Source organism: Pseudomonas sp. GW456-L12 (assembly GCF_059424045.1).
Genome location: NZ_JBWKZA010000006.1, coordinates 269,898 through 283,078 on the forward strand (window position 1 = coordinate 269,898; position 13,181 = coordinate 283,078).

The 13,181-nt window shown below is 64.3% G+C and carries 10 protein-coding genes; 3 read left to right on the top strand and 7 right to left on the bottom strand.

What is annotated here, in order from left to right:
• Nucleotides 1–159: 159 nt before the first annotated feature.
• Nucleotides 160–1,902: a phosphoethanolamine transferase CptA gene (locus tag AC07Y9_RS10690; protein ID WP_102679954.1), complete on the bottom strand. Its 1,743-nt coding sequence runs from the start codon at nt 1,900–1,902 to the stop codon at nt 160–162.
• Nucleotides 1,903–2,186: 284 nt separating this feature from the next.
• Nucleotides 2,187–2,360: a DUF6026 family protein gene (locus AC07Y9_RS10695; protein WP_007922719.1), complete on the bottom strand. Its 174-nt coding sequence runs from the start codon at nt 2,358–2,360 to the stop codon at nt 2,187–2,189.
• A 244-nt stretch (nt 2,361–2,604) separates the two neighbouring features.
• Between AC07Y9_RS10695 and gnd the strand changes: the two genes are divergently transcribed.
• The 3 genes from gnd to AC07Y9_RS10710 are packed head-to-tail and all read left to right on the top strand — an operon-like array spanning nt 2,605 to nt 5,953.
• Complete coding sequence (gene gnd, locus AC07Y9_RS10700; RefSeq protein WP_256580943.1) at nt 2,605–3,618, top strand: phosphogluconate dehydrogenase (NAD(+)-dependent, decarboxylating); 1,014 nt, start codon at nt 2,605–2,607, stop codon at nt 3,616–3,618.
• The gene (gene zwf, locus AC07Y9_RS10705) at nt 3,615–5,135 is read left to right on the top strand and encodes a glucose-6-phosphate dehydrogenase (RefSeq protein ID WP_009043744.1); all 1,521 of its coding nucleotides are present in this window, start codon (nt 3,615–3,617) and stop codon (nt 5,133–5,135) included. The genes gnd and zwf overlap by 4 nt, the downstream gene beginning before the upstream one ends.
• Nucleotides 5,132–5,953 carry an HAD family hydrolase gene (locus tag AC07Y9_RS10710; protein ID WP_102679952.1) on the top strand — a complete coding sequence of 274 codons (822 nt, stop codon included), beginning with the start codon at nt 5,132–5,134 and terminating at the stop codon, nt 5,951–5,953. Before zwf ends, AC07Y9_RS10710 begins: the two co-directional genes overlap by 4 nt.
• Before the next feature lie 126 nt (nt 5,954–6,079).
• On the opposite strand, the gene nhaB is transcribed toward AC07Y9_RS10710, so the two are convergent.
• The 5 genes from nhaB to AC07Y9_RS10735 form a co-directional block, all read right to left on the bottom strand.
• Nucleotides 6,080–7,582 (bottom strand): sodium/proton antiporter NhaB, encoded by a 1,503-nt coding sequence (gene nhaB, locus AC07Y9_RS10715; protein WP_007926524.1) that lies wholly within the window; start codon nt 7,580–7,582, stop codon nt 6,080–6,082.
• A gap of 212 nt (nt 7,583–7,794) precedes the next feature.
• Nucleotides 7,795–9,849, bottom strand: coding sequence for a phenylacetic acid degradation bifunctional protein PaaZ (gene paaZ, locus AC07Y9_RS10720; RefSeq protein WP_102679951.1), 2,055 nt, complete (start codon nt 9,847–9,849; stop codon nt 7,795–7,797).
• 58 nt (nt 9,850–9,907) lie between these two features.
• Nucleotides 9,908–11,161 (bottom strand): OprD family porin, encoded by a 1,254-nt coding sequence (locus AC07Y9_RS10725; RefSeq protein ID WP_102679950.1) that lies wholly within the window; start codon nt 11,159–11,161, stop codon nt 9,908–9,910.
• 33 nt (nt 11,162–11,194) lie between these two features.
• The gene (locus AC07Y9_RS10730; RefSeq protein WP_102679949.1) at nt 11,195–12,841 is read right to left on the bottom strand and encodes a cation acetate symporter; all 1,647 of its coding nucleotides are present in this window, start codon (nt 12,839–12,841) and stop codon (nt 11,195–11,197) included.
• Nucleotides 12,838–13,146, bottom strand: coding sequence for a DUF485 domain-containing protein (locus AC07Y9_RS10735; RefSeq protein ID WP_007926513.1), 309 nt, complete (start codon nt 13,144–13,146; stop codon nt 12,838–12,840). Before AC07Y9_RS10735 ends, AC07Y9_RS10730 begins: the two co-directional genes overlap by 4 nt.
• Nucleotides 13,147–13,181: the final 35 nt, after the last annotated feature.

The window sequence follows — 13,181 nt, forward strand, 5'->3', positions numbered from 1 at the left end:
GAAGGGTATTTAGGCTAAACGAGAATAATTATTATCTTTGAGATACAAAAATGCCCCATGAAGGGGCATTGAGGGCCGGTATTACGGGGCTGCGTGAGCCCCGTAGGAAACGGCTTATTTTTGCATCGCTTATTTCTGTACGACTTACTTCTGCACGACTTATTTCTGCACCACCGCGGCGGCAGGCGGGGCCTTGGGCTTCATCAGGCTGAAGTCGATCAGGGCTTTCTCGTTGCGTTCATAAGGGTTGCCGATCAGCAGCGGGCGCGGCTTGAAGCTGTCGCTGACCAGGCTCTTGCTGCGGTCCAGTTCGTCGGAACTCAGGCCGGCCATGTCGGCCCAGGTATGGATCAAGTGCGAGCTGCTGTAGGGGCGGCCGAGGTCGCCGGCGAAGTTCCAGTCATGGTCCTGCTTCCATTTCGGCGAGGCCCAGGCGATGAACGGAATGGTGTACATCGGCGCGGTCGGCTTGCCTTCGTTGCGGCCCAGGGTGTTGTGGCCGGCGGAGTCGAACACGTCTTCGCCGTGGTCTGACAGGTACAGCAGGAAGCCGTTGGGGTCGGTCTTGGCGTAGTCCTTGATCAGGCTCGAAACCACGAAGTCGTTGTACAGCACGGCGTTGTCGTAGCTGTTGTAGGTCGGCACCTGGTCGTCACGCACGCCGGCCGGCACGCCAGTGCGGTCGGTGAACTTGTCGTAGCTCGGCGGGTAGCGGTACTGGTAGCTCATGTGGGTGCCCAGCAGGTGGACCACGATGAACTTGCGCGGCGCGCCGTCGGCCAGGGCCTTGGAGAACGGCTCCAGCACGTCACCATCGTACTGGCGGGCGTTCTGGTTGCGGTTGTTGTTCAGGTAGACCTGCTCGTCCGCCTGCTCGGAGAAGGTGGTGAGCATGGTGTTGCGTTTGGTCATGGTCTGCTGGTTGGTGATCCAGTAGGTCTTGTAGCCGGCCTGCTTCATCACGCTGACCAGGGACGGGGTCTTGAGGTACAGGTCGGGGTTTTCTTCGTCGGCGAAGGTCAGCACCTGCTGCAAGGCTTCGATGGTGTAGGGGCGCGGGGTGATGACGTTGTCGAAGATCGCCAGCTGGTCCTTGAGCTTGTCCAGCTCCGGCGTGGTCTGGCGCGGGTAGCCGTAGAGGCTCATGCGCTGGCGGTTGGTCGACTCGCCGATCACCAGGACCAGGGTCGAAGGCTGGTTGGCCATGCTGTCCTTGAGGTTGTGCAGCGGCGGGATCTTGCTCACGTTGTCGAGCATGCCCTGCATGTTTTCCAGCTGCTCGCGGTAGCGCCGGTAGGCCACCACCATCTGCCACGGCACCGCGGGCTCGATGCGCGTCTCGAATTTCTCCAGGCCGCCGGCGAAGCTGCCGGTGCGCGCGGTCTGCTTGATCAGCGGGTAGCCGATGACGGCGATCAGGATGGCCATGGCCGCCACCAGCGCGCGACCGCGCGGCAGGTAGACCGGGCGCAGGCGGGTCCAGAGGAAGAGGGCGAAGGCGGTATGGGCGAGGAACGCCAGCACCATCCACCAGGCGAAGTACTGGGTCAGGTACTCACCGGCTTCGGAGGGGTTCGACTCGAACATGATGAAGATGACGCTCTGGGAGAACTCCTGCTGGTAAATGAAGAAGTAACCCAGGCTGGCCATGGAACAGGCCCAGAGCACGATGCCGATGACGGCGGCCATCGCGCGGGTGCGGGCCGGGAACAGCAGCATCGGCGCCAGCCAGATGGCGCTCATGATGAAGGCCTGGCGGAAACCGGCGAACCCGGAGGTATCGGTCAGTTGGATCAGTAACTGGGTGATGCCGGAGAAGTACCAGAAGAACAGGAAGAGCCAGCCCAGGCCCGCCCAGTCAAACCCTTTCGCGGATGTCTTATCGCGTTTAAACACTGCCATCGAGCGCTCCAGCTTCATTGAACATGACATTCGCCGGAAAGCTTCGACTACCTCGGCGAACGCGCGCCGCGCCCGTGGGGGCGGCAATATTGCGCCGGAGTATCCACAAGCAGGTGTGAAAACTTTGTGAGTTGGTACCTACGTGTCAGATAATGCCGTCGCCAGGAGGCGGGTAGGGTAAAAAACGACGGGCAAAAAGAAGCCGGCGATCCATCAAGGACTCAGCCGGCTTCATTAACAACCTGTTGCAAGGACCGGCCACGGCGGGCGGGTTCCTCGGATTCTCAGGCGTGTAGCTGGGTGACGGCAGCCACCTGACCCTGGTTCTGCAATGCCAGGCGCAGTTGCGCCAGCTCTTGCTTCAACTGGTCGCGCTCGTTCTTCAGTTCGCGCAACTCGTCACGACGGATAGTGACGTAGAGGGTTTGTGCTGGTCGTGCCGGTAGTACTGTGCCCATTGCTCACCTCGCAAATGGCGTGCATCAACTGTGGTCCGGCCGCTCGAATTCCGGGGCCTGAAACACTATCGGCGGCAATTTTGATTTCTTTTGCCGGCAAAGGGAACTTTTTTATTTTCAGTGGTCGTTGTGCCTTCGAAGCGATTCGCGTCGTTATCCACTCACTGCTTGGGAAACACTGCTTTGGAAACTTAGTCCAGATGCTCTGGACTAACCCTCACTGGCCTCGTTGGGCTATAACCTTTTGACACAATTTAGTAGTAAGGAGCATCAGCACATGCAACTGGGGATTATCGGACTGGGCCGCATGGGCGGAAACATTGCGCGGCGCCTGATGCTCAATGGGCATGAAACCGTGGTCTATGACCGTAACCGCGCTTTTGTCAGCACCCTGAGTGGCGAAGGCGCCAAGGGCGTTGCCGACCTGCCGGCCCTGGTCGCCGGCCTGGAGAAGCCGCGCGCGGTCTGGGTCATGCTGCCGGCTGGCGCGCCCACCGAAGACACCATCGAAACCCTCAGCCAGTTGCTCGAACCGGGCGACGTGATCATCGATGGCGGCAACACCTACTATAAGGACGACATCCGTCGCGCCCAGGCGCTGGCGGAAAAAGGCCTGAACTACATCGACGTCGGCACCTCCGGCGGCGTCTGGGGCCTGGAGCGCGGCTACTGCATGATGATCGGCGGCGACGCCGAGGTCGTCCGCCGCCTGGACCCGCTGTTCGATGCGCTGGCACCGGGCATGGGCGACATCCCGCGGACCAAGGACCGGGTGGCCGAAGACGATCGCGCCGAGCGTGGTTACATCCACGCCGGCCCCGCCGGTGCCGGGCACTTCGTCAAGATGATCCACAACGGCATCGAGTACGGCATGATGCAGGCCTTCGCCGAAGGCTTCGACATCCTCAAGACCAAAGCCTCGCCAAGCCTGCCGCAAGACCAGCGCTTCGACCTCAACGTCGCCGATATCGCCGAAGTCTGGCGCCGTGGCAGCGTGGTCTCGTCCTGGTTGCTGGACCTGACCGCCGACGCCCTGGCCACCGATCCGCAGCTCGACGGTTTCTCCGGCGAAGTGGCCGACAGCGGCGAAGGTCGCTGGACCATCGAAGCCGCCATCGAGCAGGCGGTGCCGGTTCCTGTGCTGTCGAGTTCGTTGTTCGCCCGTTTCCGCTCCCGCCAGCAGAGCACCTATGGTGACAAGATGCTGTCGGCCATGCGTTTCGGCTTCGGCGGCCACGTGGAGACTCCGAAAAAATGACCTCCTCGCGAAAGAAGTCCAAGGCTCAACCCGCTCCACCCACCACACTGTTTCTGTTCGGCGCCCATGGCGACCTGGTCAAGCGCCTGCTGATGCCGGCGCTGTACAACCTCAACCGTGACGGTTTGCTGGATGAGGGGTTGAAGATTGTCGGCGTCGATCACAACGCGATCAGCGATGTGGATTTCGCCAAGAAGCTCGAGGACTTCATTCGCACCGAGGCTGCCGGCAAGGTCGGCAGCGGCGCGCAAGCGCTGGACCCGGCGCTCTGGGCCAAGCTGGCCAATGGCATCAGCTATGTCCAGGGCGACTTCCTGGACGACAGCACCTACGACGCGCTGGGGGCGAAAATCGCCGCCAGCGGCACCGGCAATGCGGTGTTCTACCTGGCCACCGCACCGCGCTTCTTCAGTGAAGTGGTGCAGCGCCTGGGTGCGTCGGGGTTGCTGGTCGAAGGCGACAACGCGTTTCGCCGGGTGGTGGTGGAGAAGCCGTTCGGCTCCGACCTGCACACCGCGCAAGCGCTGAACGAATGCCTGCTCAAGGTGATGAGCGAGAAGCAGATCTATCGGATCGACCATTACCTGGGCAAGGAGACGGTGCAGAACATTCTGGTCAGCCGTTTCTCCAACAGCCTGTTCGAGGCTTTCTGGAACAACCATTACATCGACCACGTGCAGATCACCGCGGCGGAAACCGTCGGGGTGGAAACCCGTGGCAGCTTTTATGAAAACACCGGCGCCCTGCGCGACATGGTGCCCAATCACCTGTTCCAGCTGCTGGCGATGGTCGCCATGGAACCGCCGGCCGCCTTCGGCGCCGACGCGGTGCGCGGCGAAAAGGCCAAGGTGGTGGGGGCGATTCGTCCCTGGAGCACCGAAGAGGCCCTGGCCAACTCGGTGCGTGGCCAGTACGTGGCGGGCAAGGCGGGCGACAAGCCGGTGGCCGGCTACCGCGAAGAGGCCAATGTGGCCCCGGACAGCAACACCGAAACCTACGTCGCCCTCAAGGTGATGATCGACAACTGGCGCTGGGTCGGCGTGCCGTTCTACCTGCGCACCGGCAAGCGCATGAGCGTGCGCGACACCGAGATCGCCATCTGCTTCAAGCCTGCGCCGTACGCGCAGTTCCGCGATACCGAGGTCGACCACTTGCAGCCGACCTACCTGCGCATCCAGATCCAGCCCAATGAAGGCATGTGGTTCGACCTGCTGGCGAAAAAGCCCGGGCCGACCCTGGAGATGGCCAATATCGAGCTGGGGTTCGCCTACAAGAACTTCTTCGAGATGCAGCCTTCCACCGGCTACGAGACGCTGATCTACGATTGCCTGACCGGCGACCAGACCCTGTTCCAGCGCGCCGACAACATCGAAAACGGCTGGCGCGCGGTGCAGCCGTTCCTCGATGCCTGGAAGGAAAAGGCCAAGGTGCATATCTACCGGGCCGGTGAAGACGGACCGGCGGCCGGCGACGAGTTGCTGACCCGCGACGGCCGTGAATGGCACAGCCTCGGATGAGGGGCGAGGGGCAGCATCCCATCCAGTTCCTGCTCAGCGACATGGACGGCACCTTGCTGCTGCCCGACCACAGCCTGAGCCAGCGCACCATCGTCGCGGTGCGCGCGTTGCGCGAAGCCGGGGTGTTTTTCAGCCTCGCCACCGGGCGACCGCCGCGGGCCATGTTGCAGCAGATCGAGGCCCTGGGCGTCGACCTGCCGACCGCGGCGTTCAATGGCGGCACCCTCGTCAATCCCGATGGCAGTTTCCTGGTGCGCCACCATGTGCCGGTAGCGGTCGCCAACACTGTCCTGGCGCTGTTGTCGCCGCAGCCGGAAGTCGAAGTCTGGGTGTTCGCCGACGGTGAATGGCTGCTGCGCAATCCCCATGGGCCGATGGTGCCGCGCGAGCAGCATGGCCTGGGTTATCCGCCGGTGGTGGTGGAGAGCTTCGAGGACTACCTGCCGCGCATCGACAAGATAGTCGCCGCCAGTGCCGACACTGAACTGTTGGTGGAACTGGAGGCGCGTTTGCTGGAGCAGGTCGGTGGGCAGGCGCAGGTCTCCCGTTCGCAGCCGGTGTACCTGGATGTGACGGCGCTGCAGGCCAACAAGGGGCAGGCGCTGATCACCCTGGCGGAGTTTCTCGGGGTGCCGCTTGCGCGCACCGCGGCGCTGGGCGATGGCGGCAACGACCCGGCGATGTTCCAGCAGGCTGGGTTGTCGATTGCCATGGGCCAGGCCGAAGCGGCGGTGAAACGCCAGGCCGACCTGGTGACGGGGAGCAATGTCGTGGATGGCGCCGCCGAGGCGATCGAACGATTCATCCTGCCGCGCTAATGCAAAACCTGTAGCCGCTGCCGCAGGCTCGGGCCGCGTTCGGACGATAAGGCCGAAGGCCTTCAGCGATCTGGAGACCGCCGCGACCCTGCGGGTCGATCGCAGCCTACGGCAGCGGCTACATCCTTACAGCCAGTAGCTCACCGCATACCAGCCCAGCACCCCCATCACCACGGTGTAGGGCAACGCCATCCACACCATGCGTCCATACGACAGGCGCACCAGCGGCGCGATCGCCGAGGTCAGCAGGAACAGGAACGCCGCCTGGCCGTTGGGCGTGGCCACGCTCGGCAGGTTGGTGCCGGTGTTGATCGCCACCGCCAGGGCTTCGAAGTGTTCGCGGCTCATCAGTCCGGAAGCGAAGGCCTGTTTCACTTCGGTGATGTAGATGGTGGCGACGAACACGTTATCGCTGATGGCCGACAACAGTCCGTTGGCGATAAACAGCATGCCCGGCTGCTGGCTCGCCGGCAGCGCCAGCACCCACTGGATCAGCGGGGTGAACAGCTGCTGGTCGTGAATCACCGCCACCACCGCGAAAAACACCACCAGCAGGGCGGTGAACGGCATCGCATCCTTGAACGCGCTGCCCAGGCGGTGCTCGTCGGTGATGCCGGTGAACGCGGTAATCAGCACGATCACCATCAGGCCGATCAGGCCGACCTCGGCGATATGCAGGGCCAGCGCGGCAATCAGGATCAGCGCGGCCACGCCCTGTACCAGCAGCGCCGCGCGTTGCCGGTCGGTGCGTTCGGCGTTGTCTTCGGCGGCGTAGTTGGCCAGCACCGCGCGCACGTTGTCCGGCAGCAGGGTGCCGTAGCCGAACCAGCGCAGTTTCTCCAGCAGCACGCAGGTCACCAGCCCGGCCACCAGCACCGGCAGGGACACCGGGGCGACCTTGAGGAAGAAGTCGGCGAAGTGCCAACCCATTTCATGGCCGATCAGCAGGTTCTGCGGCTCGCCCACCAGGGTGCAGACGCCACCCAGGGCGGTGCCCACCGCGCCATGCATCAGCAGGCTGCGCAGGAAGGCGCGGAACTGTTCCAGGTCCTGGTGATGCAGTTGCGGCAAGTGCTGGTCGTCGTTGAATTCGCTGTCCTGGCGCGGGTCGTTGCCGGACGCCACCCGGTGATACACCGAATAGAAGCCCACCGCGGCGCTGATGATCACCGCAGTCACCGTCAGGGCATCGAGAAACGCCGAGAGGAAGGCCGAGAGAAAGCAGAACAGCAGACCCAGCAGCGCCTTGGAGCGCACCCCCAGCAACAGCCGGGAGAACAGGAACAGCAGCAGCTCCTTCATGAAATAGATGCCGGCCACCATGAACATCAGCAGCAGGATCACCGGGAAGTTGTGCACCAGTTCGTCGTACAGCGCCTGGGGCGTGGTCATGCCCAGCGCCACGGCTTCCAGCACCAGCAGGCCGCCGGGCATCAACGGGTAGCACTTGAGGGCCATGGCCAGGGCGAAGATGAACTCGGCCACCAGCATCCAGCCGGCCGCCACCGGGCCGACCGTGAACAGCAGCAAGGGATTGAGCAGCAGGAAGGCGAGGATGCTGGCTTTGTACCAGCGCGGTGAATGGCCGAGAAAGTTGTGGGTGAAAGCCTGGGCCAGTGAACCGGACATTGGCTGCTCCTTGTATTGAAGAAGCGCGCAACTTGCCGCAAGCACCGGTGAAGATCAAGAAACTCTGAAATCTTTTGCCACAAATACTGCCCCGGGCTTTTGTAGGAGCCAGCTTGCTGGCGATGAGGCCCTTCGATGTCGTTCTGCAGGCCGTCATCGCGAGCAAGCTCGCTCCTACAAGTTTGAGGTATGTCGGCGATCCGGGCGCGCGGTCAGTCTTCGCGTTTGACCACCAGGGTCAGGATGTCGTAGCTGGCCACCAGCTCGCCCAGCTGGTTGCTGACCTCCACGTCCCAGGCCACTACACCCTGGGGGATGCCTTGCGGGCTCTGCTTGCCCTGGTCGATCTTGCGTTTGCAGGTCAGGCGCGCCTGGATGGTGTCGCCGATGCCCACCGGGTTGATGAAACGCAGGGTGTCCAGGCCATAGTTGGCCAATACCGGGCCCGGCGCCGGGGACACGAACAGCCCGGCCGCCGCCGACAGCACGAAGTAACCGTGGGCGATGCGTTTGCCGAACTGCGACTCCTTGGCCGCGATCTCGTCGAAGTGCATATAGAAGTGGTCGCCGGACAGGCAGCCGAAGTTCACCAGGTCGGCCTCGGTCACCGTGCGCCTGTGGGTCAGCAGCGACTCGCCGATCTGCAGGTCCTGGAAGAACCGGCGGAACGGATGCACCTCGGTCTCGATGACCTTGGCGCCACGCACGTATTCGCCGGTGACCGCCGCCAGCATGGTCGGCGAGCCTTGCACCGCCGCCCGTTGCAGGTAGTGCTTCACCGCGCGCAGGCCACCGAGTTCTTCACCGCCGCCGGCGCGGCCCGGGCCGCCGTGCTTGAGCTGCGGCAGCGGCGAGCCATGGCCGGTGGATTCGGCGGCGGATTCACGGTCCAGCACCAGCAGGCGCCCGTGCCAGGCCGCGGCCACCGGGATGGCCTTGGCGGCGATGCGTGGATCGCGGGTCACCAGGCTGGCCACCAGGCTGCCTTTGCCTCGCGCGGCCAGGGCCAGGGCTTCGTCGAGGTCGTCATAGGCCATCAGCGTGCTGACCGGGCCGAAGGCCTCGATATCGTGGGCGCCGCCTTCGGCATGCGGGTCGCGGGCCTGCAGCAGGGTCGGGGCGAAGAACGCGCCCTCTCGGGTGTTTGCCCCGCGCGGCTCGAAGCCGTCGCGGGCGCCGAACAACAGGTCGCTGCTCTGCAACAAGCTCTCCAGGCGTTCGGCCACGTCCCGTTGCTGGTCGTGGGAGGCCAGCGCGCCCATGCGCACGCCTTCCACCGCCGGGTCGCCGACCACCACCTTGGCCAGCCTGTCGCGCAGGCGGCTGGCAACCGCGTCGATGTGCCTGGCCGGCACGATGGCGCGGCGAATGGCGGTGCATTTCTGCCCGGCCTTGGTGGTCATTTCCCGGGCCACTTCCTTGATGAACAGCTCGAACTCTTCGTCGTCCGGGCTTACGTCTGGGGCGAGGATCGCGCAGTTAAGCGAGTCGGCTTCGGCATTGAACGGCACCGAATTGCGAATCAGCTGCGGATTGGCGCGCAGCTTGGCCGCGGTATCGGCCGAGCCGGTGAAGGTCAGCACGTCCTGGCCCTGCAGACGGTCCAGCAGGTCACCGGTGCCGCCGATCACCAGTTGCAGGCTGCCGGCGGGCAACAGCCCCGATTCATCCATCAGGCGTACCACGGCCTCGGTCAGGTAGCTGGTGGCGGTGGCCGGCTTGACGATGCACGGCATGCCGGCGAGGAAGCTCGGGGCGAATTTTTCCAGCATGCCCCAGATCGGGAAGTTGAAAGCGTTGATATGCACCGCCAGGCCACCGCGGGGCACCAGGATATGGGTGCCGGCGAAACTGCCGAGCTTGCTCAACTGCAGCGCCGGGCCTTCGTGGACGATATTGCCCGAGGGCAGTTCCCGCGAACCCAGGCTGGCATAGGTGAACAGGGTGCTGTTGCCGCCCTCGATGTCGATCCAGCTGTCGGCGCGGGTGGCGCCGCTGTGGTGGGAGATGGCGTACAGCTGTTCCTTGCGCTCGCTCAGGTACAGCGCCAGCGCCTTGAGCCGCTGGGCACGCTGCTGGAAGTCCAGGGCCATGAGGGAGGCGATGCCCTGGTGCCGGCCATGGTCGAGCGCCTCGGCGAAATCCAGGCGTTCTTCGTGGGTGCGGGCCAGTTCGTGGCCGTCGATGGCGCTGCGCAGCACCTGGGCGCCGTGTTGGCCGATCCAGCGGCCGGCGATGAAGCTTTGCAGGGTAGGGGCGTGAGGCATCACGATTCCTCCGGATGATGAATGAGGCCGGCGCGGCCAGCGACCGCGCCGGCGGGGTTTACCAAAGAGCCAGGGTGTAGCCGAGGATCAGGCGGTTCTCGTCGAGGTCGGTGGTCAGGCCGTTGCCTGAACGAAAGGTCACGTTGCGCCAGCGGATGCTCAGGTCCTTCAGCGGTCCGCTCTGGATCACGTAGGTGATGTCGGTGTCGCGTTCGGTCTCGCGGCCGTTGTCGATGCTGCCCGCCTTGACGTGGCGGCCGTCGGTGTAGCGGGTCATGAAGGTCAGGCCGGGCAGGCCCATGGCCGCGAAGTCGTAGTCGTAGCGCAGCTGCCAGGAGTCTTCCTCGGCACGGGTGTAGGTGTTGTAGGTCACCAGGTTGACCACATAGGGATCGCCGCCGTTGAGGAACGGGAAGGCGCTGTCGCCGGACAGCTGCTGCCAGGTGGCGCTGATTTTGTGCGCTCCCTTGATCAGGCTGAACATGCTGTTGAAGTTGCGGTTGTCGATCCGCCCGGCGCGCTCGGCGCCGTCGCCACGGCTGTCGAAGTAGCGCAGGTCGCTGCGCAGGCTGAAGCCGCCGCCCAGGGGCTGGGTATGCAGCAGGCCGAGGTAGTGCTGGCGATAGATCTGTTCGAGCTTGCCGTAGTAGTAGCTGAGGCTCAGTTGCGGGTTGAAGGCGTAGCTGCCACCGGCGAAGTCGAAATGATCGCTGCGGGCGGCGCCATAACCGATGTCGTCGTTGCTCGAGGAGTCCCGCAGGTTGGCTTCGGTCAGGCGCCCGGCATTTACCGTCAGGCCGCTGATTTCCTGGCTGGTCAGCAGGCCGCCCTGGAAGGTCGAGCCGAGCAGGCGGGTGTCGTTGTAAGTCGCCACGGGCAGCAGCGGTTGCAGGGTGCCGATCTTCAAGACGCTTTTCGACAGGCGCAGCTTGCCGGTCAGGCCCAGCTCGCTGAACTCGTCCGCAGGTTCGTGGCTGTTGGGGCCGAACGGCAGCAGGCCAGTGCCGCGGCGATCCGCGCTGGAGTCGAGCTTGAGCCCGAGCTCGCCGAGGGCGTCCAGGCCGAAACCCAGGGTGCCCTCGGTGTAGCCGGACTCGATCCGCGCGGTGAAGCCCTGGGCCCATTCCTCGGCCTTGGACTGCGCGGCGTTGGCCTGGCGGAAGTCACGGTTGATGTAGTGGTTGCGCATTTCGATCCGGGCCTTGCTGTCGCTGATGAAGTCGGCTTGTACGCTGCAGGTGAACAGGCCCAGGCCCAGCGAGGCCATGGCCGGCAGCAGGTGTTTCGGTGAGGCGATGGAAACGGGGTTCATTGTTGTTATTCCCTGTCATCGATCGGAACGGGTTCAGTGTTTGCTGGCGCCGGAGGCGCCGATGCCGGTCATCGAGCGGATGAACTGCGCGAGGTAGCGTCCACGCTCCAGTTCGGCCCGCGCCGAGGTGTCGGTCACCGAGAACAGCCAGGCACTGAGGAACGCCAGGCTCATGGAAAACAGCGCCGGGTTGGAGTAGGGGAACAGCGCCCGTTCGTGATGCAGCACGTTGACCCAGACCGCCGGGCTCAGCACCAGCAGCACGATCGCCGACACCAGTCCGGCCAGGCTGCCGGTCACCGCGCCGCGGGTGGTCAGGCCTTTCCAGAACATCGAAAGGAACAGCACCGGGAAATTCACCGAGGCGGCGATGGCCAGCACCAGCCCGGAGAGGAAGGCGATGTTCTGCGACTCGAACAGCAGGCCGAGGACGATCGCCAGCACGCCGATGCACAGGGTGGCGATGCGCGACACGCGCATTTCCTGCTGCTCGCTGGCCTGGCCCTTGCGCAGCACGCAGGCGTACAGGTCGTGGGACACCGCCGAGGCCCCGGACAGCGCCAGGCCGGCGACCACCGCGAGGATGGTGGCGAAGGCCACCGCCGAGATGAAGCCGAGGAACAGGTTGCCGCCCACCGCCTGGGCCAGGTGCACGGCGATCATGTTGCCGCCGCCGATGATCGCGCCGCTGGCGTCGCGGAACGAAGGATCGGTGCCGACCATGACGATCGCGCCGAAGCCGACCACGATCAGCAGTAGATAGAAGTAGCCGATGAAACCGGTGGCGTAGAACACGCTCTTGCGTGCTTCCTTGGCGTCGCTGACGGTAAAGAAGCGCATCAGGATATGCGGCAGGCCGGCGGTGCCGAACATCATGCCCAGGCCCAGGGAAATGGCATCGATAGGGTTCGACAGCAACCCGCCCGGGGCCATGATCGCGCTGCCCTTGGCGTGCACGGCGCTGGCCCCGGCGAACATCGCCTCGGTGCTGAAGCCGAAATGCCTGAGCACCATGAACGCCATGAAGCTGGTGCCGAACAGCAGCATCACCGCCTTGATGATCTGCACCCAGGTGGTGGCGAGCATGCCGCCGAAGGTCACGTAGAACACCATCAGCACCCCGACCAGCATCACCGCGTAGAGGTAGCTGATGCCGAACAGCAACTCGATCAGCTTGCCGGCGCCGACCATCTGCGCCACCAGGTACATCAGGGCCACGGTCAGGGTGCCGAAGGCCGAGGTCAGGCGCACCGGGGTCTGTTCCAGCCGGTAGGACACCACGTCGGCGAAGGTGTACTTGCCCAGGTTGCGCAGGCGTTCGGCGATCAGGAACAGGATGATCGGCCAGCCGGCGAGCACGCCCAGGGCGTACAGCAGGCCGTCATAGCCGTTGAGGAACATCATCGCCGAGATGCCCAGGAAGGACGCTGCGGAGATCATGTCGCCGGCGATCGCCAGGCCATTCTGCAAGCCGCTCATGCCGCCGCCGGCGGTATAGAAGTCGCTGGCCGAGCGGGTGCGCAGGGCGGCCCAGCGGGTGACGCCGAGGGTGAACAGGACAAACACCAGGAACATGCCGATGGCGTTCCAGTTCAAGGGGCGCGCGCTGCCTTCGGCGGCCAGCGCCAGGTCGGTGGCGAACAGGCACGGCAGGGCGAACAACGCCAGCAAGCGCTTCATTGGGCGCACTCCTGCTTGAGCTTTTCGTTCAGCGGGTCGATCACGTTATTGGCGCGATAGACATAAAAGCCGGTGAGGGCGAAGGCCAGCAGCACGATCGCCACGCCCACCAGCATGCCCACCGTGGTCACCCCGCCACTGAGCGAGCGCCCCAGGGTGCTGGGGGAAAACGCCACCAGCAGCACGAAGCCGTAGTAGATCACCAGCATGGCCAGGGTCAGGGACCAGTAGAGGTTCTGTTTGCGCCGCACCAGCTGGATGAAGTCGGGGTGCCGGCGGATCTGTTCGATGTCTTGCGGGGTCATGGGAGCGCTCTCTTGATGTTGTTTTTGTTTTGGTT

Coding starts and splice junctions, on each gene's coding strand:
- AC07Y9_RS10690 (WP_102679954.1), bottom strand. CDS start 1,902: ATGGCAGTGTTTAAACGCGATAAGACATCCGCGAAAGGGTTTGACTGG.
- AC07Y9_RS10695 (WP_007922719.1), bottom strand. CDS start 2,360: ATGGGCACAGTACTACCGGCACGACCAGCACAAACCCTCTACGTCACT.
- zwf (WP_009043744.1), top strand. CDS start 3,615: ATGACCTCCTCGCGAAAGAAGTCCAAGGCTCAACCCGCTCCACCCACC.
- AC07Y9_RS10710 (WP_102679952.1), top strand. CDS start 5,132: ATGAGGGGCGAGGGGCAGCATCCCATCCAGTTCCTGCTCAGCGACATG.
- nhaB (WP_007926524.1), bottom strand. CDS start 7,582: ATGTCCGGTTCACTGGCCCAGGCTTTCACCCACAACTTTCTCGGCCAT.
- paaZ (WP_102679951.1), bottom strand. CDS start 9,849: ATGCCTCACGCCCCTACCCTGCAAAGCTTCATCGCCGGCCGCTGGATC.
- AC07Y9_RS10725 (WP_102679950.1), bottom strand. CDS start 11,161: ATGAACCCCGTTTCCATCGCCTCACCGAAACACCTGCTGCCGGCCATG.
- AC07Y9_RS10730 (WP_102679949.1), bottom strand. CDS start 12,841: ATGAAGCGCTTGCTGGCGTTGTTCGCCCTGCCGTGCCTGTTCGCCACC.
- AC07Y9_RS10735 (WP_007926513.1), bottom strand. CDS start 13,146: ATGACCCCGCAAGACATCGAACAGATCCGCCGGCACCCCGACTTCATC.